Origin of the sequence: Verrucosispora sp. WMMA2044 (assembly GCF_027497155.1) — a bacterium.
GTDB classification, from domain to species: domain Bacteria; phylum Actinomycetota; class Actinomycetes; order Mycobacteriales; family Micromonosporaceae; genus Micromonospora; species Micromonospora palythoicola.
On the sequence record NZ_CP114913.1, the window covers coordinates 4,698,498 to 4,724,480 of the forward strand.

A 25,983-nucleotide genomic window follows, 5' to 3' on the forward strand; every position below is an offset into this window, starting at 1 on the left:
CTTGATCCCTGCGCGGGTGGGGCTCCCCGGAACCCCTGACGTGCGCATGGACCGTCTGTGGGTCACGGCTGGCGGGGCGCTGCCCAGCGTCGGGTCCCCGGTCCGGACAACTTGCCGGGAACTGCTGGGTCGAGTTGGTGACGAGGCAGCACTATCCCCGAAGTTGCTGCGGTGGGGCGGACGGGCGTGGGTGGGGGTGGGTCTACTACGGGGGGTAGGATTGGGGGGTGACTCGGCTGGGGGATCTTGAGCGTGCGGTGATGGACGTGCTGTGGGACACGGTGCCCGGCACGTCGGATGGGGTCACCGTGCGTGAGGTGGCCGACGCGTTGGACGGACGCGAGTTGGCGTACACCACCGTGATGACGGTGCTGGACCGGCTGGCCGGCAAGGGCATGGTGCAGCGCGAGCGGGAGGGTCGGGCGTGGCGGTACCGCGCTGCGGCCAGCCGGGAGGCGTACATCGCCCAACTCATGCTCGACGCGCTCGACCTGGGCGGTAGCCGGGACGCGGCGCTGGTCCGGTTCGCCCGCTCGGTCACCGGCACCGAGGCCGACGTGCTGCGCGCCGCGCTCACGACGGAGGCCGGGCTGACGGTCGATCCGACCGGGCACGGCCGGACGGAAGGCGACGTGCGAGGCGATGCCGGGAACAATCCCGGTCGAGGGTTGACCGATCGGGTCGAGTCGCCACCGGCCGACGGAGCGTCACACCCAGACCTGGCCGACAAGGCCGTGGAGCGGTAGGGGCGACGCCGTGGCGCACACCCTGCACTTCGCCGCCTCGATGGTGGCCTGCTGGCTGATCGCCCAGGTGCTGGCCCGCTCCACCTGGACGTGGCGCAGCCCCCGGGTGGCGATCCTGTGCTGGCAGGCGATCGGCCTGGGGGTCGGTCTCTCCGCGATGGGTCTGCCGATCGCGTCAGGTCTCGCCCCGTACCAGCGGGGCACCGGCAGCGCCCTGCTGGCGCTGGTCGGCGATCTTCGGCACGGCACCCTGCCGCCCGGCCTCGGTGCCGTGCACCTGGGTCTGGTCGGCGTCGGTCTCGGCATCGGGGCGGTGCTGCTGACCACGACGGTACGCAGCATCCACGGCGCGGTACGCGCCCAACGCCGGCACCGGGACCTGCTCACCCTGGTCGCCCGACGGGATCCGACCGTGCCCGGCGCGCTGGTGCTCGACCACCCGGGTGCGGCGGCGTACTGCCTTCCGGGAGTGAAGCCACGGGTGGTGGTGAGTGCCGGCACGCTCAGCCTGCTCGACCGGGCCGAGTTGGCGGCGGTGCTGACCCACGAACGGGCGCACGCGCAGGAGCGGCACGACCTCGTGCTGCTGCCGTTCACCGCACTCTGCCGCGCGTTGCCCTGGTTCCGCTGGGTCCGCGAGGCGCACGAGCGGGTTTCCCTGCTGGTCGAGATGCGCGCCGACGACAAGGCCCGCGAGTTGCACGCCGAGGCCCCGCTGGCCGGTGCGCTGCGCCGGTTCGCCGCCGCCGGGAACCGGATCACGCCGGCCGGCGCGCTCGGTATGGGCGACCGGGATCTGGACGTACGGGTGCAGCGGTTGCTGGTCACCGGCCGCCCACCCCGACTGCTCGGCGCCACCGCGCTGGCCGTGACGGCGACCGTGGCCGCCCTGCCGATCTCACTCTTCCTCAGCTGACGGACCCTGAACTAACCCTGATCATGCCGGTCCGGCGCGCAGCACACCCCTATATGTAGGAGAACTACAGGTAGGCTCCCTATCTGCATCGACCCCGTCCCGGGAGAGCCGACATGGACACCCTGCTCCTCGCTCGCCTCCAGTTCGCCATGACCGCCTCGGTCCACTTCCTCTTCGTGGCCGTCACACTCGGCCTGGTCACCCTGCTCGTCGGGATGCAGACCACCTGGGTGCTGACCGGTAACCCCAGGTGGGAGCGGCTGACCCGATTCTGGGGCCAGCTCTACGTGATCAACTATGTGCTCGGCATCGCCACCGGCATCGTGATGGAGTTCCAGTTCGGGCTGAACTGGAGCGGGCTGTCCCGCTACGTCGGCAACGTCTTCGGCGCCCCGCTGGCCATCGAGACCATGGCCGCCTTCTTCCTGGAGTCGACCTTCCTCGGCATGTGGATCTTCGGCTGGCACCGGCTACGCCGTGGCGCGCACCTCGCCCTGCTCTACGGCGTCGCGATCACCGCGTACGTCTCGGCTTTCTGGATCATGGTGGCCAACTCCTGGTTGCAGAACCCGGTCGGTTACGAGGTACGCGACGGCGTCGCCCAGCTGACCGACTTCCCGGCACTGCTGACCAACCCGGCCCTGTGGATGGCGCTCGGGCACGTGGTGTCGGCGGCCCTGCTGACCGGCGGGCTGCTGATGGCGGCGGTCAGCGCGTGGCACCTCGCCCGACGTACCACCGACCACGCGCTGTTCCGCACCTCGCTGCGGATCGGGCTGGTCACCGCCGCGCTGTCGATCACTCTCGTGCAGGGGTTCGGCTTCGCCCAGTTCGGGCCGGTGGGCGGGATACAGCCCACCAAGTTCGGGGGTAACCCCGAAGCCGACGCGCTGATAGCCGACTGGACCGCCAGGTTCGGCCCGGGCGACTACCTGCCACCGGCGCTGTCCAACGTCGGGCTCGGCTTCATGATCCTCATCGGTTTCGCCCTCGGCCTGCTCTGGCTGCTCGTCCCACTGCTCTGGCGGGACTGGATCATTCGCCTCCGGTTTCCGCTCTGGCTGCTGATGCTCGCCCTGCCCCTGCCGTTCATCGCACTGATCCTCGGCTGGATCGCCCGCGAGGTCGGCCGCCATCCCTGGGTGGCGTACGGGCTGCTACCGGTGGACCAGGCGGTCTCGCCGGTCAGCCCCTGGTTGATGGCGACCTCGCTGGTCGGCTTCACCCTGCTGCTCGGCACCCTCGCCGTCACCAACTGGGTGCTGCTCGCCCGGCACGCCGCCCGAGGTGCCGCCGATCCCGCGCTCGGCCGCCCGCCTGCCCAACCGCCCGCCGACGATTCCCGTCCCGAACCCGCGTTCGCCTGAGGAGCCGGAGATGGAACTCGCCTGGTACGCCCTGCTCGGCCTCTTCTTCGCCGGCTACCTGGTGCTCGCCGGCTACGACTACGGCGTCGGCCTGCTGATCGCCGGTGGCGCCGACGCGTCCCGCCGCCGCGCCGCGCTCAACGCGGTCGGGCCCTTCTTCCTCGGTAACGAGGTGTGGCTGGTGGCCGCCGCCGGCGTCCTGTTCGGCGCGTTTCCGCTACTGGAGGGGGAACTGCTCGCCGGCAGCTATCCGGCGGTGGCCGGCGCGCTCGTCGGGGTGATCCTGGTGACCGCCGGGGTGCAACTACGCAGCCGTCCGGGCAGCGCAGGGGCCCGCACCGCGTGGGATCGAGTGATCGTGGTCGGTAGCCTGCTCGCGGCGCTCGGCTGGGGCGTGGTGCTCGCCGGACTGCTCCAGGGCGTGCCGCTGCGGCCCGACGGACACGTGGCCGGGGTGACACACCTGTTCACCCCGTTTGCCGCCGCCACCGGGTTGGCCCTGGTGGCGCTGGTGGTGGCACACGGGGCGACTTTCCTCGCGCTCCGGTTACCCGCCGTCGAGGGCGACCGGCTCCGGCCGTTGGCCCGCCGCCTGCTCCTCACCGCGATCGTCGCGGTCGGCGCGGCCGCCGTCGTCGGTGCGTTCTCCGACCGGGTACGCGCCGCCGCGCAGCGTCCCGCGGTCGGCGTACTGCTGGTGGTGTTGCTGGTGGTGGCCCTGCTCGCGGCGCGGGCGGCACTCCGACGGCAACGGCCCGGCGTGGCCTTCGCGGCCACCGCGACGGCGCTGGCACTGCCGGTGCTGCTGGTCGGGGCGACCCTCTGGCCGTACGTGCTGGTGTCGACCGTCGAACCGAGCGCCTCACTGACGGTTACCGACGCGGCCGCCAGCGGGCCGACCCTGCGGCTGCTGGGCTGGCTGACGGTACCGCTGCTGCCGGCCCTACTAGGCTTCCAGGCGATGTGCGTGTGGATTTTCCGAGGACGAACCGACGGTAGGGCACCGGTGTACTGGTGAACCGTCGCCCCTTCGACCCGCGGCTGCTGCGCCGGGTTCCTGCGGCCCGACGCGACCTCGCCCTGCTCACGCTGCTCGGCGTGCTCGCCGCCGGGCTCGTCGTGGCGCAGGCCACCGCCCTGGCCGTGCTACTGGCCGATGCCTTCACCGGGCGCCTGGACCGGGCCGCGCTCGGCGGTTTCGTGGCCGCCGTCGCGGCCCGCTCGCTCGTGGTCTGGGCGCAGGGCGCGGTGTCCGCACGGGTGGCCGCCACGGTCAAGGCGGCGCTGCGGGCCGACCTGTTGGGCGCGGTCGCCCGGCACGGACCCGGTTGGGTCGCCGGCCAGCGGGCCGGACAACTGGCCACTCTCGCCGGTCGGGGTCTGGACGCGCTCGACGCCTACTTCACCGGGTATCTGCCGCAGCTCGTGCTGAGCGTCACCGTGCCGGTCGCGGTGCTGGGTCGGGTGTTCCTCGCCGACTGGAGCTCGGCAGTGATCATCGCGCTGACGCTGCCGCTCATCCCGATCTTCGGAGCGCTGCTCGGGTGGCAGGCGCAGGCCGCCACCGAGCGGCAGTGGCGACGGCTGTCGCTGCTCGGCGGGCACTTCCTGGACATGGTGGCCGGGCTGCCCACGCTGCGTGCGTTCGGCCGGGCCCGGGCGCAGACCGACGCGGTACGGCGGATGGCCGACGGTCACCGGATCGCCACCATGAAGACGCTGCGGATCGCCTTCCTCTCCGCGCTGGTGCTCGAACTCGTGGCCACCCTGTCGGTGGCGCTGGTCGCCGTCCCGGTCGGCATCCGGCTGCTCGGCGGTGGTCTGGCGCTGCAGACCGCGCTGCTGGTGCTGCTGCTGACCCCGGAGGCGTACCTGCCGCTGCGGGCGGCCGGCAGCCGGTTCCACGCCAGCATGGAAGGGCTCACCGCACTGGACGAGGCGCTCACCCTCTCCGACTCGGCACCCCGAGCGTCCATGGGTCAGGTGGGCACCCGACCGGACGGGCGCGCCGAGATCCGCTTCGAATCGGTGACCGTGGCGTACGGACGCACCACGGCGCTGCGGGACGTGACGCTGACCATCCGGCCCGGCGAGCGCATCGCGATCATCGGACCGAGCGGCGCCGGCAAGAGCACCCTGCTCAACCTGCTGCTCGGCTTCGTCCGTCCGACCGACGGTCGGGTCACCGTAGGCGGGGTCGACCTGACCGACGCCGACCTCGACGACTGGCGGCGACAGGTGGCGTGGGTGCCGCAGCGGGCCCACCTGTTCGCGGCGTCGCTGGCCGACAACATCCGGCTCGGCACCCCCGACGCCGCACCTGCCGCCATCGCCACCGCGGTCCACGTCGCCGCACTGGACGAGGTGGTCGCCGCCCTGCCCGACGGACTGGACACCCCGCTCGGTGAGCGGGGGCACGGCCTGTCCAGCGGGCAGCGGCAACGGGTGGCGCTGGCCCGGGCGTTCCTGCGGGACGCCCCGGTGGTGCTGCTCGACGAGCCGACCGCACGCCTCGACGCCGCCGCCGAGGCGGTGGTGCTGTCGGCCACCCGCGAACTGGTCGCCGGCCGCACCGCGCTCCTGGTGGCCCACCGGCCGGCACTGCTCACCGACGTCGACCGCATCCTGCGGGTCGAGGACGGGCGGGTCACCGAGCTGACCCCGATACCGGCCGGTGAGCGTCCATGAGCGAGCGCAGCGAGCGAATCATCAGGTTCGGTGCGGTGGCGCCTCATCGTGACGCCGAGCGAAGCGAGGTGGCGCGATGAGCGAGCGCAGCGAGCGAATCATCGGGTTCGGTGGGCCCCTGCCCGAACTGATCGTGCTGCGGCTGGCCCGGCCGTACCTGAAGCGCCTGGTCGGTGCCGGGCTGCTCGCCGCGGCGACCGAGTTCGCCGGGCTGGCCCTGATGGCGACCGCCACCTGGCTGCTGATGACCGCCGCCGGTCAACCCCCGCTGGACCGGCTCACCGTAGCGATCGTGGCGGTACGGGCGCTGGCGGTCAGCCGTGGGGTGCTGCGTTACACCGAACGCCTGGCCGGGCACGACGCGGTGCTACGACTGGTCACCGATGTCCGGGCCGGGGTCTTCGACACCCTGGCGAGCCGGCGCGGCAACCCACCCCGCAGTGGGGACGCGCTGAGCCGGCTGGTCTCCGACGTGGAGGCGGTACAGGACCTGCTGCTGCGGGTGGTCGTGCCAGCCGCCGCGGCCGGGCTGGTGAGCGTACTGGCCGTCGGGCTGGCCGCGCTGGTCTCGCCGCCGGCCGCGCTCGCGCTCGCCGCCGGGCTGCTGGTGGCCGCCGTCGTCCTGCCTGCGCTGGCGACCGTGCTGACCCGACGGGCCGCCGCGGAGGTGGCCCCACTGCGCGGAGCGCTCGCCACCGACGCGATCGACCTCACCCACGGCGCCGCCGACCTGGCCGCCTTCGGCGCGACCTCGGACGCACTGGCGGCTGCCGGGCGACGGGCCCGCCGACTGGCGCGGCTGGAGCGGCGGCTCGCCGCGCTCGGCTTCGCCGTCGACGCGGCCGGTGTACTGGTGGCCGGCCTCACCGCCGGTGCGGTGGTGTACGTGGCCCTCGGCGCCGGCGTGGACGGAGTGCTGGTCGGTGTTCTGGCCGTCGGCACACTGGCCGCCGTGGAGATCGCCCTCGCGCTGGTCGGCGCGGCCCGTCAGTGGACCGGGTTGCGGTCCGGACTGGCTCGGGTCGCCCACCTCCTGGCACCCGACGACGCGGGCTTAGGGACCGCCCGGACCTCCGTCGACCAGCGGGCGGCCGACACCGCGAGCCCGCGCCACGCCGGCACCGCCGGCCGGAGCATCGACGGGCTGGCCGAGCGGGCCCCTGAGACGGCCGGCCCGAGCCCGGCCGGCCCTACCGAGACCGCCGAGACCGCCGAGACCGGACCGTCCGGCACGCCGGCCGGTGGGTACGCGGTGCACACGGCACCGTCGGTCCGGTTCGACGGGGTGACGGTTCGCTACCGGATCGGCGCTGCCGCCGCGCTCGACGGCTTCGACCTGGAGCTGCCACCCGGCCGCCGGGTCGCGGTCGTCGGTCCGAGTGGGGCGGGCAAGAGCACCCTGGCCGCCGTCCTGACCGGCGCGGTGTCCCCCACCGCCGGCCGGGTCACCCTGGACGGGCGGGACGTGTCGGCTCACCCGTCCCAGGAACTACCTCGCCTGGTCGGCGGGCTGCTCGCCGAGGCGTACGTCTTCCACGCCACCGTGCGGGACAACATGCTGCTCGGTCGACCGGGCGCGGACGAGGACGCGCTGCTCACCGCCGCCACCGCCGCCGGGCTGTCGGACTGGGTCCGGGCCCAGCCGGACGGCTGGGACACCGTGGTCGGCGAGGAGGGCGGACAGCTCTCCGGTGGTCAACGTCAGCGGCTCGCGCTGGCTCGCGCCCTGCTGGCCGCGCCCGGCGTACTGGTGCTCGACGAACCCACGGAGGGCCTCGACCCGGTCGCCGCCGACCAGGTGCTGGCCAGCACGTTGGCCGCGACTCCCACCGGGCACTCGGTACTGCTGATCACCCACCGGCTCAGCGGTCTCGCCGAACTCGACGAGATCGTGGTGCTGGACGCCGGCCGGGTCGTGCAGCGGGGCCGGCACGCGGCGCTCGTGGCGACCCCCGGGTGGTACCGGGACCAGTGGGTGTTGCAGCAGGCCGCCGAGCACGGATACCTCGCTCTGTCGGGTTGATCCGTCAAGCCGCCTCCGGGATGTCCCGGAGGCCGGAACACGAGCCGGCATGGCAGGGTTGGGGCCATGCCGGTCAGGGACGACATGTTGGTCGAGGAGCACCTGCGGCAGCTCGCCGGTCGGCTCCGTGGGCCACGCCGGCTGCGGACCGACCTGATGACCGAGGCCCGGCACGGGCTGCTCGACGCCGTCGAGGCGTACCGGGACAGTGGCCTGCCGGCGGGTGAGGCGTCGCGACAGGCGGTCGCCGACTTCGGTACGCCGGATCAGCTGGCCCCGGCTTACCAGGCCGAACTCGCGGTGGCCGCGCTGCGCGGGCTGTCGCTGCGAGTGGTCGCCTTCGCCGCGACCGGCTCGATCGCCGGTGACCTGACCTGGCACGGATCGAGTTGGAGCACCGGCCCCCCACCGCCCTCGGGTTACCTGCTGTTGTCACAGTCGGTGGAGTGGATCTGGGCAGGGGCGTTCCTGTTCGGTCTGGCCGGGCTGGCGCTGGTCGCGGCCACCGCCCGTTCGGCGCGTCCGGCATTGACCGCGCTGGCGCGCGGCGCCGGTGTCGCGCTGACCGGCGCCGCCCTGCTGGGCGCGGTGGCCGGGGCCGGGCTGTTCTCCTGGTCGATCCTGCTGTGGGACGCGGCCCTGAGCTGGCCACCGATGATCATCGGAATGGTCGTCGGCGCCGCCGCCCATGTGTGGCTGGGCAGCGCCGCCCGCACCTGGCTGCTGGCCACCCGCTGACGTCAGCCCGCCGTGGTGGGGGTGGTGCCCGGGTCCAGGAATCGGCCGACGGTGGCACTGAACTCACGCCAGCCGGAACGCTGGTCGGTCAGCGCCCGCCGGCCGGTGTCGGTCAGCTCGTAGGTACGCCGTTCCCGCCCGTTCACGGTGTTCCACGCGCTGACCACGTGGCCGGCCCGCTCCAGCCGTCGCAGCGCCGGATAGACGGTGCCGGTGGGCAGGTCGAGGCGACCGTCGCTGCGCGCCCGCAGTGCCTCGATGATGGCGTAACCGTGCAGGGCCCCCCGTTCCAGCACGGCCAGCAGCAAGGCGTCGAGGTGTCCGTGCAGCGCCTGGGCGTTCATGCGTAGACACGCTACTTGTTATCCGAGTGGCGAGCCACCGGGGTGCGGCCAGCGGTTACCGAGCGCAGCCAACTAGGGTATGTGCCCAGAGTCACTCACCGGCATCAGCGCCGGGGGTGGTAGCCCGACGCACACGGAGGTCACCGTGGCACGCCAGTCGCCCCAACGGCCGGACGCCGACGAGCCCGAGCTCGATGACACGACCGGCACCAGCGAGCCGGACGTCGCCGAGCCGGCCGACGCCGCGCCCGACGTCGCCGCGGCGGAGACCGCGAACCGCGCACTCTGGGACGAGCTGCGGATCGATCCGGTGGAGATCGCCCTGCCGGCCGGTACCGGCTTCACCCTGCGCGCGTACCGGTCGGCCCGTGAGCTGACCCCGACCGACGTGGCGGAGCGGGACGCCGACGACCCCTTCCTTGCCCGTCGGCAGGTCGGCCCGGCAGAGGACGACGCCGATGAGGGTGACGTCGTCATCCTCGACGAGGACGTCGCCCGGGAGTTCGCCGAGAGCGAGGACGAGGAGCAGCGGGCACAGCGCGACGACGACACCACCGAGGACGGCAAGGACGACGCCGACGAGGTCACCGCCGACGAGGCCGGCGACGAGGAGGTGCCGATCTTCCTGACCCACAAGGGCCGGCTGTTGCTGTTCAAGACGCCCGAGTCGCTTGTCAGCTTCGTTCGGTCCGGCGCCCCCAATGACCTGTCTCAGCTGGACAGTTGGGATGAACTGTCCGAACGGGTGGAACCGGCCGACATCGCGCCGCTGGACGATGACGTCTACGAACTCGACCTCGTCGTGGAGAACCTCCGCGGCGGGCACGACACCTGGGATCCGACGCTGCTCATCGAGGCCGGCGAGGTCGCCCGCGACCTGGCGTACGCCCTGCGGCTGCCCGCGGTGCTGGACATGCTCGCCACCGGCTCCAGTCTCGACGACCTGGACGAGGCGCTCCGGGCATCGGTCGGCGGCGGCATCGGCGGCTTCATGGGACGGCGTAGGCTGAAGAAGATCGGGGCACAAACCGCAAGCCTGGGTTGGCGGACCATTGTCGGGAAGATCTCTGCGGTCGTGGACTGGCGCGACTGACCCGCACCAGGGACCATCAGTCTTTGGCAGAGAAAGCCCTGAGTCCCGGGAGGAGGACGACGCCGTGGCGCTCGTGCGCGTGTACTGCGGTCTGACCTCGGCGGACCCGGCCGACCGACCGGTCTCGACCGGATCGGCGCTGACGTCCGCTGTGGTCGACGACGCAGGCCGTCTGCTGCATGTCTGCGAGATCGGCGATGACCCGACGGGCTACGCCCGGCTGGTCACGCTACTCGTAGAACGCTCCGGCGGGCCGAGCGGTGCGGCGATAGCCGCCGACAGCGACGACCACACCATCACCTCCCTGCTCAGCGCCGCCGGTCGCCCGCTGGCGATCGCCGACGACGACTCGGTCGACGACTTCGCCGAACGGTTCGCCGACGACGACTCCCTGGAGGAGATGCAGTCACCGCCGGCAGTTCGGCGCGCCGTCGGTCTCGCCCGGTCGCTGCAGGCCGGCGCACTGTCGGCGGTGACCCTGCCGGCGCCTCGTGACCTCGCCGGGTACAAGCAGATCCTCGCCGCACACGCCGCGCTGGCCAGCGGTCGGCACTCCGCCGCGGTCGCCCTGCGCGAGGTGCTCCGCGAGCTGTACCCGGCCGCGTTGCGCGCCTACCCCGACCCTGCCGAGCCGATCCCGCTGGCCGTGCTGGACGCACTTCCCGAGCCAAGCATGCTCACCGACGCCGCCGGCCGTGGCCGCGACGCCGCGGTCACCGCGGACGCCGTCACCGCCCAGCTCGCCGCCGAAGGAGCCGGTGACGCGGAGGCGATCGACGAAGCGGTCACCGCACTCCGGGTCGCCATCTCCGAGACGCCGCGGCGGGCCACCGTCAACCGGGCCCTGACGTCGGCCGCCGCGGAGACCATCAGGCAGGCGGTCGCCTCGGTGCGGGCCTGCGACGCCGGCTGCGATGCGCTCGTCGGTGCCCTGCGTGCCCGCACCGCCGGGCCGGCGCCGGCGTCCGGCCGGCGAGCCGCCGCACGACGCGGCGAACAGGTCGGTGAGTTGTCGGCGAGCGTGCCCGGCACCCAGACCGGCCTGCGGTCGGTGCGCCCCGGCGGCCCTGAGCCGGCCGGGGGCCGTCGCAGTCGACCGGAGCCGGTGCCGGGCAACGCCCCGCCGGCCTCCCCGCGCCCCCTCGGCCCCCCGCCGGTGGCACCCGCGCCGGTGACTCCCCCACCGGTCGCGCCCGCGCCCGTGACGCCGGCCGCCATGGCCGGTCCGCCCGCCGCGCCGTCACGGGCGGAGTCGCACCCGTCCCGGGTGGACGCTCCGACCAACCGGCCGATCTCCGCGCCACCCCCGCCGCCGCCCGGGATCACGCCGATCGCGCCGACGCAGCGCGGCGCGATCCCGCCCGCCGAAGCGGGCGAGCCGTTCCGGCCGACCCTCACCACCGCGGCGATCAACAACGCCCGGGCCGAGCGCCAGCGGACCGTCATCCCGCCCCGGCCGAAGACGAACGGCGAACCACCGGCACCGACCGGCGGCTTCAGCGCCACCGACCTCAGCGTCCCGGTGCCGGCGGCCCGTCCGGATCAGGAGAAGACCGCTCCGCCGGGATCCCGCTCGAACTGGCCGCTGGTCAACAACCCGGACAACCCGGCCGACACCACGCCCCGCAACCCGGTCGTCGGCTCCTATGAGGACCGGGGTCGGCGCAGCGCCCCGGAAACCCCCACCGACCACGGCGCCGACCGTCGGGTCACCCCGCCCTGGCTCGCCGACGACCTACCGCCGGAACCGCCGGTGTTGCGGCTCGTCGAGCCGCCGCCGCTGGCCGACCGGGCGTTGCGCAATGGAGCCCAGCCGTCACCGGAGACGCCGCCGCTACGGCTCGTCGACCGGGGCGGCGCCGAACGCGGCAACCGGGGAGCCGAGCGACTGGACCTCCCACCGGCCCGCCGTCCGGCGGAACCGCCGATCGAGCACCGGCCGCCATTGGTCTCCGACGAGGGCGACGGCGATCTACTGATCTTCGCGCAGGCCCGCTCCGCGTGGTTCGTGGGCCACGGCGAGGAAGCCGACCTGGACTGGTCGACGATGGCCGACACCGGTTGGCAGGCCGCCGAGCAGGCCGCCCGCCCCGCGGTGGGTGCCGAGACGAACGCCGGGCTACCCAAGCGGGTGCCACAGGCCAACCTGGTGCCCGGCTCGCCGTTGCGGGAGGAGCGTCCGCTGCGGATAGTGCGCGACGCGGCCAGCCTTGCTGAGAACACGACCGGTTACTTCCGGGGCTGGCGCCGCGGGCAGGAGATCGGTGGGTTCGCGGTCGGCGGGCGCCCCGGGCGGGAGTCCGCAGGCGGCTGGGATTTCAGCCGCGACACCGGGGACCGCGACGACGATCGGGAGTACGAGTACCGCTCCGCCGGATACCGCTCCTGACCGCCGCACTGGGGCGCCAGCGGTGCCGGCTCATGGCCGTTCACCTGCGTGTTTCTGCCCACAGCCGGATAATTTGACGCCGGGTCCTCGGGGCCGGAACCATACCCGCGGAACAGCCGGCGGCAGATCGCCGGGCGGGAAGGCGACTCATGGCGACACCGGCAACCGGCCCCAGCGTGGTCACTCGACGGGGCGTACTGGCCGCGGCGGCGGGCACGCTGCTGCTGGGGGCCTGCGGGCGGGACGGCGGGCGAGAGAACGCCGTCACCCGGCCCACTCCCGGTCACGAGTTGGTCGTCGGTGCCACGCTTGAGCTGAGCGGTCCAGGTGCCGCGCTGGGGGTGCTCCAGCAACGCGCGCTGGCCATCAGCGCGGCGGCCCTCAACGAGAAGGGTGTGGCGGTCGGCAACCTCCGCCGGACGGTCCGCGTCGAGGTGCTGGACAATCGCAGCAACCCCCGGCTGGCCGCCCAGCAGGCGACCGAGCTGGGTCGCCGGGACGACGTGCACGCCCTGCTCGGAGCCACCTTGGCGGAAACCTCGATGTCGGTCATCGGGGTGGCGCAGAAGCTCCGGCTGCCGTTCGTGTCGTTGGCGTTCGGTGACTCCATCGCGGTGCCGCTGGCCCAGCGGACCTACGTCTACAAGGTCACCCCGGACGCCGGAGACGTGGCACGGCGGCTCGCCCAGCTGGTCAGCGCCGAAGGGCTACGCCAGGTGGTGCTGCTGGCTGAGGACGGGCTGCACGGCGACTCGGGTGTCCGGGCCATGCGGGGCGCGCTGCGGACCGCGGAGGTGGGTCTGGCCCGCACCGTACGGCTGCCGACCGGCAAGGCTGGCCTGGCCCGCGCCGCAGAACAGGCCGTCGCGGCCCGCGCCGACGGGGTGGTGGTGTGGGCCACCGCGCCCACGTCCGGTGCCGCCGCGCGGGCGCTACGCGCCGCCGGACACGACGGTGAGGTGTTCTTCGACGCCGGGGCGGTGGCCGAGGAGACCCTGGAGGCTGCCAATCTGCCCGCCGTCGAGGGCGCCTACGCGGTCCACCCGTCCTCGCTGGGTGGCTCCACCATCGCCAACAGCAGCGCCACCGGGCGCGCCTACCGCGACCTCGTCTCGACGTACATCCGCGCGCACGGCAGCTACCGTGGCTTCGCCCCGTACGCCTCGGACGCGCTGCTGCTGATCAGTACGGCGGCTCGGTTGGCCGACAGTGTGGACCGTGGTCGGCTGCGGGCCTACCTGCAGAACCAGGTCACCGATGGGCTGGCCGGCATGTACTCGTTCACGCCCATCCGGCACAGCGGCATGGACCGGCACTCGCTGGGGGTGTACCGCGTCGACGGCGGGGCCTGGAACCGGCTCAGCTGACGACGGTGGGCGCTCAGGGGCGTCCACCGTCGTCATCCGGTCACCAACCAGCGCCCGGTGTCGGCGGTAGCCGTCACCGGGCGCTGGGGCCGATCATCAGGCGGGCGCGACGGCCCGGGAGCGACGCATCGTGAGCACGTACTCGACAAGCGAGATCAGCACGTGCTTGGTCGACTCCCGGTTCCGGGCGTCGCAGGCCACCACCGGCACGTCGCTGGAGATGGCGAGCGCCTCCCGGACGTCCTGCGGATCGTGGTACTGCATCCCGTCGAAGCAGTTGATGGCCACCAGGTACGGCAGCCGCCGGTGCTCGAAGAAATCGATCGCCGCGAAGCAGTCGGCCAGCCGGCGGGTGTCCACCAGCACGACCGCGCCGATCGCACCCCGTACCAGCTCATCCCACATGAACCAGAAGCGGGTCCGACCCGGCGTACCGAACAGGTACAGGATCAGGTCGCGATCGATCGAGATGCGGCCGAAGTCCATGGCCACCGTGGTCGTCGTCTTGCCCGGCACCTGCCGGGTGTCGTCGACGCCGACTCCGGCGGAGGTCATGATGGCCTCGGTGGTCAGCGGCGTGATCTCCGAGACCGAGCCGACCAGCGTCGTCTTGCCGACGCCGAATCCACCGGCGATAACGATCTTCGCCGACGTCACGCGCCCGCTCGGGGCCGGCGGCCGGTGCGACATGTCAGAGCCTGCGAAGTCCACTCAGCACCCTCTCCAGCAATTCAGTGCCCACCGCGTCGTCCGAGTCGTCCAGGATGGTCGGCTCGTGGACCGCGACCAGGCCGTCCGTCGCCATGTCGGCGATGAGCACCCGGGCCACGCCGAGCGGAAGCTGCATGCGCGCCGCGATCTCCGCGAGCGACTGCACGCGTCCGTCACACAGCGCGGCGATGTACTGGTGCTCACGGCCTTGGCCACCATTGCCAGTGGCAGCGGCCCGACCGCGCACCGTCGTCTCGACCAGCGCCTCCAGGGCGATGTCGAGGCGGGGACGGGTACGACCGCGGGTCACGGCGTATGGACGGACCAGCGCGCCGGTCGGCTCGTCACGATCAGCCATGTTGCCGTTCACCTCCTTCGTACCCGGCACCGGTTGGACCGGTGCTACCCGTCGTATGCAATGTTCTCGCCCCGCCTGCCCCCACCGGCCGGCGCGACGATCAGCCCATCATCCCCACAGCCGTACGCGGCTGTGGGGTCAGGGCGTCGCCCACCCGGTCGACGAGCAGGGCCATCTCGTAACCAACCTGTCCCACGTCGCAACTACGCGCGGCGAGTACCGCGAACGACGAGCCGTCGGAAATCGACATCAGGAACAGGAAGCCATTGTCCATCTCGACCACGGTCTGCAGCACGGCGCCTCCCTCGAAGCAACGGGCCGCGCCCTGGGTCAGGCTGACCAGGCCGGAGGCGATCGCCGCCAGCTGGTCCGCCCGGTCCCGCGGAAGGTCTCGGGACGACGCCAGGAGCAGGCCGTCCGCAGAGACGGCGACCGCATGCGCGACACCGGGCACCCGATCGGCGAAGTTGGCCAGCAGCCAACCGAGATCCTGCGTACTAGTCATCCTTCTTGCTCCTTCTGCCCGCTCCCGGCCACCGGGCCAGAGCCAGACTGCGAGGATTGCTGCCCGCCCGGAGTTCCCTCCGGGCCGGTCGGGTTGCTGTCCGAGGGGTGACTACGTCCCCGTTGGACACCCCGGTGGTAGGCGGAGAGCAGACCGCGTACCGATTCCGGGTTACGGCGCTGCACCGAGGTGGTGGGCTTCTCCACCGCCCCCGGTACGAGCTGTGCCATCGGCGTGCGCTTCGGCAGCCCGGTCTCGGTGGTGCCAGCCGGTGGCGCCTGGCTGGCGGCGGTGGCCGCCCGCCAGCCGTCGTCGGCCGCGGTCCGCCAGATGTTCTCCTGTGGTGTCGGGCGGTGCCCGGGCGCGCTGTCGGCAGCGCCGGGCCGAGGCCCGCCACCCGCTGCCGCGCCGTTCCCGCCGGACGCGCCCGCCCCCGTCGGAGTCTGTGCCATCGGTGCGTTACCTGTCGTCCCGGTCTGGGTCTGCTGGGCCGGCCGATTGACGACGTCGACCGTGGAGAGCTGCTGGGTCGTCGCGCCGGCCGTGGCCGACTGACGCGCGCCCGCCGACTCCTCCGGGCCCGGCCGGCGGGTACGGAACCACGCCGACTCCAGCTCCCGGAAGATCGGCAGTTCCATCGTCTCGTCGGCGTACCGCTGTCGGTTCTGGGCCTGCGGCGGCGTCGGCGTGCTCGGCTGGTGCTGCGCCGGGGCGGGACGCGCGGCCGGCGTCTGACGTTGCACCCGAGGCAGTTCGGTGGTCATGTCCAGGGCGGCGGCCAGCCGCTCGGGCACGGGCGGGGCGGCCGGCTCCCCGGCCACCGGCGGCCATGCCGGAGGAGCCGAGGACGTACCGGCGCCGGGTGCCGCCGAGACCGGCCGCTGCGGCAGCGGGTTGCCGGGCGGAGTCGAGACGGGTGAGCCGGAGACCGGGGGCGCCGAGACCGGCGGGGCCGAGTACGGCGTACCGGAGACCGGGGGCGACGACACCGGTGGCACCGGCGGGGCGGACACCGCCGGCGGGGCGTACGGCCCGGCCTCCGGGCTGCTCGGCAGCTGACGCGGGATGGACGGCGGCTGACCACCCGGCTCGTCGGTGGACCGGCGCTGCGGCAGCGGGTCGATCGGGTGACCGTTCGAGGTGAGCGGGGCGAAGCCGTTGCCGTTGCCGTTGCCGTTGCCGCCGGTGCCGCTGGCACCGGTCAGGTCCGACCAGGCGGGCAGGTTGCCGCCGCCCACGGTGGTGGGCGTTCCGGAGCCGTTGCGGCTGGCCGGATCGAAGGGGCGACCGCCGAGGGTCACCTGGTTACCCGAGCTGCCGGGAGTACGCGCGGCGGGCGGGACCGGCGGGTGTGCGCCGTTGCCGAGCGCCGCCAGCGCACCGAACGCCGGGGTCGGTCCGGACGAGGGGCCGGCAGCGGCCGGCAGCGCGGCGGGCTGCTGCTGCCCGCGGCCGGACAGTGCCCGGGGCACCAGGACGGTCGGCGGCAGCGTGACCTCGGCGACGGTGCCCCGGTCGCTGCCTGGGCGCAGCTCGACCTTGACGCCGTGCCGGGAGGCCAGGCGGGCGACCACGACCAGACCCATCATCCGGGAGACGGCGACGTCCACCTGCGGTGGCGTGGCCAGCCGTTCGTTCAGTTCGGCCAACTGCTCGCCGCTGATGCCGATGCCTCGGTCCTCGACGTAGAGCGAGGCACGGTCGCCGACCCGGCGAGCTTCCACCAGCACCTGGGAGTCCGGCGGGGAGAAGGCGGTCGCGTTGTCGAACAGCTCGGCGACGAGGTGGACGAGATCGTTCACCGCGTGCGCGGCGACCTCGATGTCCCGGTCGATCACCCCGAACTCGATCCGGGTGTAGTGCTCGACCTCGGACTGGGCGGCCCGCAGCACGTCGATCAGGGCGGCCGGCTCGCGCTGCACGCGGGTCGAGTCGGCGCCGGCGAGGACCAGCAGGTTCTCGTCGTTGCGGCGCATCCGGGTGGCGAGGTGGTCCAGCTGGAACAGCTCCGCCAGCCGGTCCGGGTCCTCCTCGCCACGCTCCAGGCGGTCGAGGTGGCCGATCAGTCGGTCGACCAGGATCTGCGACCGACGAGCCAGGTTGACGAACATCGTCGCGACCGACGAGCGCAGCGCGGCCTGCTCGGCAGCGGTCCGGACCGCCTCCAGGTGGACCGCGTTGAACGCCTCGGTCACCTGGCCGAACTCGTCCTTGCTGCGCACCGGCAGCGGTTCGGCGATCTGGTTGGCCAGTTGGACCGGCGAGAGCTGCCCGGTGACCTGCGGGTCACGCAACCGGGCCACGGCCTGGGGCAGCCCGTACTGGGCGATGGAGAGCGCACCCTGACGCAGCTCACGCAGCGAGCGGGCCATCGACCGCGCCACCAGGAAGGCCAGGAAGATGGCCAGCAGCAGCATCGTGAGCAGCAGGCCGGTCTCCAGGAAGACGGTGCGCTGCACCTCGGAACGCAGTTCGCCGGCCTGCTCAACCACGTCGGAGTCGAACTTCGACTCGACCGAGCGGATCAGCTTGCCGTTGGCGACCAGCGCCTCGTCCCACTGCTGGGGGGTGAACGAGATGCCGGCGAGGTTCTGCGAGTTGTCGGCGTTGACCTGGCTGATGTAGATCGTGGCCTGCCGGCGGTCGCCACCGCCGATGGTCTGGGCGTGGAACTCGGCCTCCGCCTCGGTGGCCACCGCGTCGAAGCTCTGCTGCGCCTGCTGCTGGCCGGTCTCGCTGGAGATGTAGTCGGTGCGCAGGGTCGAGCTCATGCCGCCCGAGATCAGCGCGCGGTGCACGACCACCCGGCGAACGGAGAGCCACTCCTTCTCCCGCGCGACCGCGGCGGCGGCCCGCATCCGGTCGCTCAGGTCGTTGTCACCGGCCAGCTGGCTGGCGGAGTCCCTGATGGTGAGCAGCTGGTTGATCAGCTCGTCGTAGGACTGGAGCGCGTCGGTGATCCGGAACTTGCCGTTCAGCACCTGGCTGCGGGCACCCGGCAGGTCACCGAGCCCGTCGTCGATCTGCCCGAGCAGCGCGTTCAGGCTGACCGGCAGGTCGGTGAGGTCGGACCGCTGCCGCAAGTAGGGCGCCTTGTCCTGGTCGACCCGCGCCGCCACCTCGTTGTAACGGGTGGCCGCCGCCTCCTTCTGCGCCGCGGTGCTGCGCTGCGGATCCAGACCCAGCAGCAGTACGGCCGCTGTCCGCTCGTCCTGCAGGCCGTCCACCAGCTCACCGGAGTGGCTGATGAGTTCGGCCAGGTCGCCGGCGCGGTTCGCGTCGTTGAGCGCATCCAGGTGGTCGACCAGACCGCTGGTACCCACGACGACCGTGGCGATGGTCGGCACGATCATGATGAGACCGAGCTTGGACCAGATCGGCATGTCGCGGAGCCGACCTGCCGGCCGGCGTAGACGCGACAGGAGAGAACCTGCCGTCTTCGGCCGTTTGCTCACGTCACCGCCCTCGTGATTGCAGCGTCCGCGTTGCCCCCGGACAACGCCCAGCAGCCGACCCGGCGGGTCGGACCATCCGAGATTCCATCACGCCGCCACGGAAAGAGAAAGCCCAGGTTGGCCCCAGCCGGAGGTGTGATGAGATGTTGATGCAATTTGATCGCGTTCCGTCTGTTCGGAGTTACTAGTAGTAATGAGCAGCCCGCACCGAGTCGTCCTCCTGGCCGGCCCTTCCGGCTCCGGAAAGTCGTATATAGCGCAACAAACCGGGCTGCCAGTGCTCTGTTTGGACGATTTCTACAAGGACGGCGATGACCCAACGTTACCGAGACGGAACGGTCAGATCGATTGGGAGTCGCCCGATTCGTGGGACGCCGAGGCAGCGGTGGAAGTTATTGACCAATTGGTCCGGCACGGCCGGGCAGACGTGCCGGTGTACGCCATCAATGAGGATCGACGGGTGGCCACTCGGCGCTTCGAGCTGACCAGTTCGCCACTTTTCGTGGCCGAAGGGATCTTCGCCGCCGAGATCGTCGGAGAGTGCCGGCGACGCGGGCTGCTCGCCGGGGCGTACGCCCTGCGCCGGCCGCGCAGCGCGACCTTCCTCCGTCGGCTGGCCCGCGATCTCGCCGAGCAGCGCAAGGGCCCCCGGGTCCTGCTGCTGCGCGGCCTGGCGCTGCTGCGCGCCGAGCCGGCGGTGCTGCGTCGGCAGACCGGGCTCGGCGCGGAGGCCGCCCGGGGACGGGACGTGCTGCGCCGGGTGGCGGGCCTGCTCGCCGCCGGTCATCCACCGCAGACCGGCTGACCCGGCCCGGACGTCCGCTCAGCCCAGCAACTTCGCGTACGCCGGCTTGATCACCTCGTCGATGATCCGTAGCCGCTCGTCGAAGGGGATGAAGGCCGACTTCATCGCGTTGATCGTGAACCACTGGAGCTCGCGCCAGCCGTAGCCGAACGCGTCCACGAGCAGCGCCATCTCCCGGGACATCGAGGTGCCGCTCATCAACCGGTTGTCGGTGTTCACGGTCACCCGGAAACGCAGATCCCGCAGCAGCCCGATCGGATGCTCCGCGATGGACGCGGCGGCGCCGGTCTGCACGTTCGACGACGGGCACAGCTCCAGCGGGATCCGCTTGTCCCGCACGTACGCGGCCAGCCGGCCGAGCTGGGGCTGCGGGCCGGGGACGATGTCGTCGACGATGCGGACCCCGTGGCCGAGGCGGTCGGCGCCACACCATTGGATCGCCTGCCAGATGGAGGGCAGCCCGAACGCCTCACCGGCGTGAATGGTGAAGTGGAAGTTCTCCCGCTGGAGGTACTCGAAGGCGTCCAGGTGACGGGTGGGCGGGAAGCCCGCCTCCGCACCGGCGATGTCGAAGCCCACCACACCGTGGTCGCGGTGCCGTACGGCCAGCTCGGCGATCTCCTGCGAACGGGCCGCGTGGCGCATCGCGGTGAGCAGCGTGCCCACCCGGATCGGCGTACCGGCCTCGGCGGCGAGCGTGCTGCCCTCCACGAAGCCGGCCAGCACCGCCTCGACCACCTCGTCGAGGGTCAGGTTCTGCTCCAGGTGCTGCTCCGGAGCGAACCGCACCTCGGCGTAGACCACCCCGTCGGCGGCCAGGTCGAGGGCGCACTCCCGAGCCACCCGGCGCAGTGCGGCACCGGTCTGCATCACGGCGACGGTGTGCGCGAAGGTTTCCAGGTAGCGCTCCAGGGAGCCCGAGTCGGCCGCCGCGACGAACCAGCGCCCCAACTCCGCCGGATCGTTGGTGGGCAGAACGTGACCGATCTCCTCGGCCAGGTCGACGATCGTGGCCGGGCGCAGGCCGCCGTCCAGATGATCGTGCAACAACGCCTTCGGCGCCCGGACGATGTCCTCGTATCCGACTACCGTGCTCATCGCCGCTCGTCCCGCTCACAACCCATGCTCCCGACCCTAGTCGCCTCGTCCGGTCGGCGACCCGCGCAGGGCGTGTGTCGCCGGCTCTCGACCACCGGGACGGCACAACCTACGCCCTAGACTCGGGCGCGTGAGACAGCCGTGATGGATTTCCGCGTCGTGGCCCGGCTGCGCTGTCCCGTCTGCCACGACCCGCTCGCCGAGGTCGTGGCCGGCGGATCCCGGTCGTTGCGTTGCCCGCGCCGGCACAGCTTCGACATCGCCCGGCAGGGCTACGTCAATCTGCTCACCGGCCGGGCACCAAACAGCGGCGACACCGCCGAGATGGTCGCCGCTCGGGCGGAATTCCTGTCCGCCGGCCACTACGACGTCATCTCCGCCGCCCTCGCCACCGCCGCCGACGCTGGCCTCGCCGACGCCGCACCCGACCCGGTCGCCGGCGCGTACCCGCTGGTGGTGGACGCGGGCGCGGGCACCGGCCGGCACCTGGCGGCGGTGCTGGCTGCCGTGCCGGAGACCGTCGGTCTCGCGCTGGACATCGCCAAACCGGCGCTACGCCGGGCCGCCCGCGCCCACCAGAGGATCACCGCCGCGCTGGCCGACACCTGGCAGCGACTCCCGCTGGCGGACGCCTCGACGGCGCTGCTGCTGAACGTCTTCGCACCCCGCAACGGCGCCGAGTTCCGTCGGGTTCTCGCCCCCGGCGGACGGCTGCTGGTGGTGACCCCGGCCGACGACCATCTCACCGAACTGGTCGCCGCGCTCGGCCTGCTCCGGGTCGACCCGGCCAAGGCGGACCGGGTGTCGGCGAGCCTGGCCGGGCACTTCACCGAGGAGTCGACGACCGTGCACCGGCAGGAGCTGACGCTGTCCCGCGCGGAGGTGGCCACCCTGGTCGGCATGGGTCCGAGCGCCTGGCACACCGACCCTGCGGAGCTGGCCGCCCGGATCGACACCCTCGGCGAGCCGGTCCGGGTGACCGTCGCGGTGCGGCTGGGGACGTACCGGCCCTAGGTGGAGAGGTCGACCTCTTCCCAGCCGGGGGGCTCGTCGTGGTACGGCCCGCGCAGGATCACCGCCCACTCCAGCGCCCACCGACGTTGACCGATCGCGTTGGCGTCCACCAACCCCGGCAGGCTCCGGTTGGCGCGGCTCACCTCCAGGTACGACCAGTCCAGGCAGTAGTGCAGGTCGAGCAGGGCCGCCGCGTCCGCCGGATGTTGCGGCGCGGCGAGGATCCGGGACCGCCACTGCCGGAAGGTCTCCCCCTCGGCGATGTGCGGCAGCCGCTCCACCAACCGGTCGTCGGCCGGCATGGTGGGATCCAGCTGCTTGGTCAGGCCGAGCACCCAGGCCAGCGAGAACAGGGCGTCGTGATGCAGCACGAAGGAGCGGTGGTCGCCCTTGGCGCCGGTGACGAACTGGAACTCCGGCGGGGTGACCATCTCCATCAGATGCGAGGCGAGCAGCCAGCTCATCGCGGCCTGGGGCGGCATGCCGAAGCACCGGGCCAGGATCAGGTGCAGCACCGCGATCCGCGCCTCGATCTCCGCCGTCGGCCGCAGCTCGATGTCATCGCCCGGTTCCCAGACCAGCGGGAACTGCGGCGGCGGCAACGGCAGCCGCAACCGGGCCAGCTCCTCCAGGCTCGCCTCACGCACCTCGCGGGGGTCGGGGGCAGGCACGATCACGGCAACATCCCTGTCTGATAACGATGTCTCGGCGCCGACGGTCCCCCCTGGCCTGCGACAATAGCGGTCCTCACGCTCCGACACCATGGCCGGGGCCCGGGTTTCGTCACTCGACGCGTTCGATCACCAACGGCGCCGCGGCCGGTGGTCGAGCGGCGACGGTCACCGCCCGCGCGGCCTCCGCCAGCGCCGCCGGAATCAGCTCCGACCGCTCGGCCCGCAGCTCGTAGAGGGGGTCACCGGCTCGCACCGGGTCGCCGGGGCGCTTGTGCAGCAGCACCCCGGCCGGCACGCTCACCGGGTCCTCCTTGCGCGCCCGACCCGCGCCCAGCCGCCAGGCGGCCACCCCCATGGCGTACGCGTCGACCGCCGCGACGTGACCGTCCGTGTCGGCGCGGACCACCTCGACCTCGGTCGCCTCGGGCATCGGGGCGTCCGGGTCCCCGCCCTGCGCCCGGATCATCGAGCGCCAGACGTCCATCGCCCGCCCGTCTGCAAGGGCGGCGGCAGGGTCGACGTCCGGCCGTCCGGCCGCGTCGAGCATCTCCCGGGCCAGCGCCAGGGTCAGTTCCACCACGTCGGCAGGCCCGCCACCGGCGAGCACCTCCACCGACTCGGTCACCTCGATGCCGTTGCCGATCGCCCGGCCGAGCGGGGTGGACATGTCGGTGAGCAGGGCGACGGTCTTCACCCCGTGCGCGCCGCCCAGCTCCACCATGGTCCGGGCCAGCTCCCGGGCGTCGTCGACCGACTTCATGAACGCGCCGGAGCCCACCTTGACGTCGAGCACCAACGCCCCGGTTCCCTCGGCGATCTTCTTGCTCATGATCGAGCTGGCGATCAGCGGGATGGCCTCGACGGTGCCGGTCACGTCACGCAACGCGTACAGCCTGCGGTCGGCCGGAGCGAGCCCGGAGCCGGCCGCGCAGATCACCGCGCCGATGTCCCGCAGTTGGGCGGTGAACTCCTCGTTGCTCAGCGCCGCACGCCAGCCCGGGATCGACTCCAGCTTGTCCAGCGTGCCGCCGGTGTGTCCGAGACCGCGCCCGGACAGCTGGGGAACCGCGGCTCCGCAGGCGGCCACCAGCGGGGTGAGCGGCAGAGTGATCTTGTCGCCGACCCCACCCGTCGAGTGCTTGTCGACGGTCGGTCGCGCCACCGAGGAGAGGTCGAGCCGCTCGCCACTGGCGATCATCGCGGCCGTCCAACGGGCGATCTCCGGGCCGGTCATCCCGTTCAGCAGAATCGCCATGGCCAGCGCGGACATCTGCTCGTCGGCCACCACCCCCCGGGTGTACGCGTCCACCACCCAGTCGATCTGCCCGTCCGACAACACCCCCCCGTCCCGCTTGGTCCGAATAACGTCAACAGCCGCAAACCCACTCATCAGACAATCTTTCCTAGTCGTCCAGCGATACAGACTCACGCACCGCGCCCCACCGGGAGACGAAGCATGCCGTCACCGTCGCGCGTCCGGCGACCACGACGGGCCGGGGCCGACCGTGCCCGGCGGAGGGATCAAGCCTGACCGCCCGGAGCCGGGCACGGTCGGCCCCGGCCCCGGCCCCAAGCGCAACCGAGTCCAACCGCAACCGACCACAAGATCAACCCCAGCGAACCGGAATCTCCGTAGGCGGCTCACCCTCACCGGCCCAGAAGATCGTGCCGGACGCGTCGACCACCACCACCCGGGGCGTACGCGCCAGCCCCCAACCGATCGCCTCCGCCGGGTCGTCCCAGCTCGGGCCCTCCTCCAGCACCCCGGTCTCGGCGCCCGCGTCGTCTCCGGCCGAGCGTTCCCAGTAGGCCGTCCAGACCTGCTGACCGGCGGAGAGGTCCGGGTGCACGAAGACGGTGCCCCGTCCGCGCCAGGCAGCCAGCCGGTCGGGTACCACCGGCACCGGCCGCTCCCCGGTGACCGCCTCGATGTCGGCCACGTCGAAGGCGTGCGGCAGCAGTTCGGCCATCCGCAGCGGCCCGCCCCTGGCCTCGACGAGACATTCCGGCCCGCCCTGTTCCCACAACAACTGCCGGCAGCGCCCGCAGGGCATCAGCGGCTCGCCGGTCGCATCGACGCAGGACAGCGCGACGATCCGGCCGCCGCCCGTCGCGTGCAGCGAGGAGACCACTCCGCACTCGGCGCAGAGCACCACGCCGTACGCGGCGTTCTCGACGTTGCAGCCGACCACGACCCGGCCGTCGTCGACGAGCGCCGCGGCACCGACAGGAAACTTCGAGTACGGCACGTACGCGTGCCGCATCACCTCGGTCGCGGCGGCCCGCAGCCGCTCCCAGTCGATCTCACTCATCCCGACATTCTGCCGTAGCCTGCTGACCAGCACAGACGCGGCACCACCAACGACGGCCGGATCCTCGACACAGCGTCAGGCCGGGCGTCACGACGCCCGTTCAGCAGTGCCGCGCCCGCCACCCGCGCGGCGTGGCCCGTCATGGTCGAGCGTGTCGGCAACCATCGGTCGAGGCGCGACGATCGCGCCGACGGGTGGATGCGGGCTCCTCGAACCGGTGAGCAACTCGGCGACGACCTTCAGTTGGTCAAGCGCGGAACGCAGGAGGTGCAGCGCCTCGGCGGTCACGGTCAGGTCACCGGAACGCGAGTCGGCACCCTCGTGGGAGGCGAGCAGTCCACGGTGCACCCGCTCCACGAATGCCCCCGTCTCGATGCCCAGCTCCGCCCGCAGCCGTGACTGCAGGCTCTGCAGAACATGTAGCGCCTCTGCGGTACGACCCATGTGGTGCATCGCGAGGGCGAGCTGGCCGTGCAGATTCTCGTGGTACGGATATCGGGTGACCCATCCGGAAAACTCCACCACGACGCCGGCGTTGTTGCCACGGGCGAGCTCGACCTGGCCGTATTTCTCGACCAACCCCATCCGCAGTTCCTCAAGGCGTGTCGCCGCAGGCGCGAGGGCGTCCGAGCCCACGTCCTCCAGGGCTTCCCCAGACCACAGATCAAGCGCTCTCCGCGCGGTATGCGATGCCTCTTTCAGGTCCCCTCGTCGGGCACGCACCTGGACGTCCGTACACAGCCGCCGGAAACGCACCGCGTCGATCTGCTCGACCGGCAGCTCCAGAAAATAGCTGGAGGACATCCGGGTCAGCTCCGCCTCGACCGCCATTTCCGACAGACATCTTCGGAGTGCCCCTACGCAGTTCTGTACCTGTTGGACAGCAGTTGTTGGCGGATCTTCACCCCAGATCACTTCCACGAGTTGCGAGGTGGAAACAGGACGGTTGGGATCGACCAACATGGCCGCCAGTATTTTTCGCTGGCGATGCGCGGAAATCGAACGGAATCTGCCGTTCGAACGCACAGACACTGGTCCCAAGATTTTGAAATCCATACACTCCCCCGTGAGCCAGACCTCGCCCCCATCCTGCGCGTACGCTGATGGCGCGTCAAGACCGCAGTCCGCGCTGACAGGCACCCCGGCGGCCGCCCGTCACAACCGGTAACCGGAAAGGCAATCACCGAGAGCCATTCGTGGCCGCAAATGCAGCCGGGGAACCTCGCGGCACGGCGTTGCGCCGCAGTCCGACGGCCTGAAGACCCCGACGGCAGCTACGGACCGCTGAGTTCGGCGAGGCGACACGGAGTCACGGCGGCGAGTGTCGTCGCTGCCAGTTGCCCCCGGGCCACCCGGCATGATGTCGCTCACGACTGCCCC

Annotated in this window: 22 protein-coding genes; 12 read left to right on the forward strand and 10 right to left on the reverse strand. The window is 72.3% G+C overall.

Annotated elements, in window-relative coordinates; genetic code table 11:
* Positions 1-227 precede the first annotated feature (227 nt).
* From O3597_RS21315 to O3597_RS21345, 7 genes are all read left to right on the forward strand, one after another.
* Complete coding sequence (locus O3597_RS21315; RefSeq protein ID WP_348650296.1) at positions 228-746, forward strand: BlaI/MecI/CopY family transcriptional regulator; 519 nt, start codon at positions 228-230, stop codon at positions 744-746.
* 10 nt (positions 747-756) lie between these two features.
* Positions 757-1,662: a M56 family metallopeptidase gene (locus tag O3597_RS21320; RefSeq protein WP_164446157.1), complete on the forward strand. Its 906-nt coding sequence runs from the start codon at positions 757-759 to the stop codon at positions 1,660-1,662.
* A 113-nt stretch (positions 1,663-1,775) separates the two neighbouring features.
* Positions 1,776-3,029: a cytochrome ubiquinol oxidase subunit I gene (locus tag O3597_RS21325; RefSeq protein WP_281602199.1), complete on the forward strand. Its 1,254-nt coding sequence runs from the start codon at positions 1,776-1,778 to the stop codon at positions 3,027-3,029.
* Between the two features lie 10 nt (positions 3,030-3,039).
* A complete protein-coding gene (locus tag O3597_RS21330) occupies positions 3,040-4,047 on the forward strand; it encodes a cytochrome d ubiquinol oxidase subunit II (protein ID WP_281602200.1) in 1,008 nt (335 codons plus the stop codon).
* Positions 4,044-5,717, forward strand: a complete 1,674-nt coding sequence (gene cydD, locus O3597_RS21335) for a thiol reductant ABC exporter subunit CydD (RefSeq protein ID WP_281602201.1) — start codon at positions 4,044-4,046, stop codon at positions 5,715-5,717. The genes O3597_RS21330 and cydD overlap by 4 nt, the downstream gene beginning before the upstream one ends.
* A gap of 76 nt (positions 5,718-5,793) precedes the next feature.
* Positions 5,794-7,740 carry an ATP-binding cassette domain-containing protein gene (locus O3597_RS21340; RefSeq protein WP_348650297.1) on the forward strand — a complete coding sequence of 649 codons (1,947 nt, stop codon included), beginning with the start codon at positions 5,794-5,796 and terminating at the stop codon, positions 7,738-7,740.
* A gap of 66 nt (positions 7,741-7,806) precedes the next feature.
* Positions 7,807-8,478, forward strand: a complete 672-nt coding sequence (locus O3597_RS21345; protein ID WP_281602202.1) for a permease prefix domain 1-containing protein — start codon at positions 7,807-7,809, stop codon at positions 8,476-8,478.
* A 2-nt stretch (positions 8,479-8,480) separates the two neighbouring features.
* On the opposite strand, the gene O3597_RS21350 is transcribed toward O3597_RS21345, so the two are convergent.
* Positions 8,481-8,822, reverse strand: coding sequence for a helix-turn-helix transcriptional regulator (locus O3597_RS21350; RefSeq protein ID WP_164446160.1), 342 nt, complete (start codon positions 8,820-8,822; stop codon positions 8,481-8,483).
* A 79-nt stretch (positions 8,823-8,901) separates the two neighbouring features.
* On the opposite strand from O3597_RS21350, the gene O3597_RS21355 reads away from it, so the two are divergent.
* The 3 genes from O3597_RS21355 to O3597_RS21365 all read left to right on the forward strand — a co-directional run bounded on the left by O3597_RS21355 (position 8,902) and on the right by O3597_RS21365 (position 13,671).
* Positions 8,902-9,915 (forward strand): DNA primase, encoded by a 1,014-nt coding sequence (locus O3597_RS21355; RefSeq protein ID WP_164446161.1) that lies wholly within the window; start codon positions 8,902-8,904, stop codon positions 9,913-9,915.
* Positions 9,916-9,979: 64 nt separating this feature from the next.
* Entirely contained in the window at positions 9,980-12,304 is a 2,325-nt protein-coding gene (locus O3597_RS21360) for a transposase (protein ID WP_281602203.1), read from the forward strand.
* A gap of 149 nt (positions 12,305-12,453) precedes the next feature.
* Entirely contained in the window at positions 12,454-13,671 is a 1,218-nt protein-coding gene (locus O3597_RS21365) for an ABC transporter substrate-binding protein (RefSeq protein ID WP_164446162.1), read from the forward strand.
* 96 nt (positions 13,672-13,767) lie between these two features.
* Here O3597_RS21365 and O3597_RS21370 read toward each other — a convergent pair whose 3' ends face one another.
* The 4 genes from O3597_RS21370 to O3597_RS21385 form a co-directional block, all read right to left on the reverse strand.
* Positions 13,768-14,361, reverse strand: a complete 594-nt coding sequence (locus O3597_RS21370) for an ATP/GTP-binding protein (protein ID WP_281602204.1) — start codon at positions 14,359-14,361, stop codon at positions 13,768-13,770.
* Between the two features lies 1 nt (position 14,362).
* On the reverse strand, positions 14,363-14,740 hold the full coding sequence (locus O3597_RS21375; protein ID WP_091634396.1) for a DUF742 domain-containing protein: 378 nt from the start codon (positions 14,738-14,740) through the stop codon (positions 14,363-14,365).
* 100 nt (positions 14,741-14,840) lie between these two features.
* Complete coding sequence (locus tag O3597_RS21380) at positions 14,841-15,245, reverse strand: roadblock/LC7 domain-containing protein (protein ID WP_013731521.1); 405 nt, start codon at positions 15,243-15,245, stop codon at positions 14,841-14,843.
* Positions 15,242-18,700 carry a nitrate- and nitrite sensing domain-containing protein gene (locus tag O3597_RS21385; RefSeq protein ID WP_281602205.1) on the reverse strand — a complete coding sequence of 1,153 codons (3,459 nt, stop codon included), beginning with the start codon at positions 18,698-18,700 and terminating at the stop codon, positions 15,242-15,244. The genes O3597_RS21380 and O3597_RS21385 overlap by 4 nt, the downstream gene beginning before the upstream one ends.
* A gap of 460 nt (positions 18,701-19,160) precedes the next feature.
* Between O3597_RS21385 and O3597_RS21390 the strand changes: the two genes are divergently transcribed.
* Positions 19,161-19,505 carry a hypothetical protein gene (locus tag O3597_RS21390; protein WP_281602206.1) on the forward strand — a complete coding sequence of 115 codons (345 nt, stop codon included), beginning with the start codon at positions 19,161-19,163 and terminating at the stop codon, positions 19,503-19,505.
* Between the two features lie 18 nt (positions 19,506-19,523).
* On the opposite strand, the gene O3597_RS21395 is transcribed toward O3597_RS21390, so the two are convergent.
* Positions 19,524-20,603, reverse strand: a complete 1,080-nt coding sequence (locus O3597_RS21395) for an adenosine deaminase (RefSeq protein ID WP_164446163.1) — start codon at positions 20,601-20,603, stop codon at positions 19,524-19,526.
* Between the two features lie 144 nt (positions 20,604-20,747).
* On the opposite strand from O3597_RS21395, the gene O3597_RS21400 reads away from it, so the two are divergent.
* Positions 20,748-21,617: a putative RNA methyltransferase gene (locus O3597_RS21400; RefSeq protein ID WP_281602207.1), complete on the forward strand. Its 870-nt coding sequence runs from the start codon at positions 20,748-20,750 to the stop codon at positions 21,615-21,617.
* Here the strand turns inward: O3597_RS21400 and O3597_RS21405 are convergent.
* The 4 genes from O3597_RS21405 to O3597_RS21420 form a co-directional block, all read right to left on the reverse strand.
* Positions 21,614-22,294 (reverse strand): DUF4272 domain-containing protein, encoded by a 681-nt coding sequence (locus O3597_RS21405; RefSeq protein ID WP_164446165.1) that lies wholly within the window; start codon positions 22,292-22,294, stop codon positions 21,614-21,616. The two genes, O3597_RS21400 and O3597_RS21405, sit on opposite strands and share 4 nt — an antisense overlap.
* A gap of 106 nt (positions 22,295-22,400) precedes the next feature.
* Positions 22,401-23,681: a thymidine phosphorylase gene (locus tag O3597_RS21410; protein ID WP_281602208.1), complete on the reverse strand. Its 1,281-nt coding sequence runs from the start codon at positions 23,679-23,681 to the stop codon at positions 22,401-22,403.
* A gap of 217 nt (positions 23,682-23,898) precedes the next feature.
* Positions 23,899-24,603, reverse strand: a complete 705-nt coding sequence (locus O3597_RS21415) for a cytidine deaminase (RefSeq protein ID WP_164446167.1) — start codon at positions 24,601-24,603, stop codon at positions 23,899-23,901.
* An 87-nt stretch (positions 24,604-24,690) separates the two neighbouring features.
* On the reverse strand, positions 24,691-25,659 hold the full coding sequence (locus tag O3597_RS21420; protein ID WP_216592684.1) for an AfsR/SARP family transcriptional regulator: 969 nt from the start codon (positions 25,657-25,659) through the stop codon (positions 24,691-24,693).
* Positions 25,660-25,983: the final 324 nt, after the last annotated feature.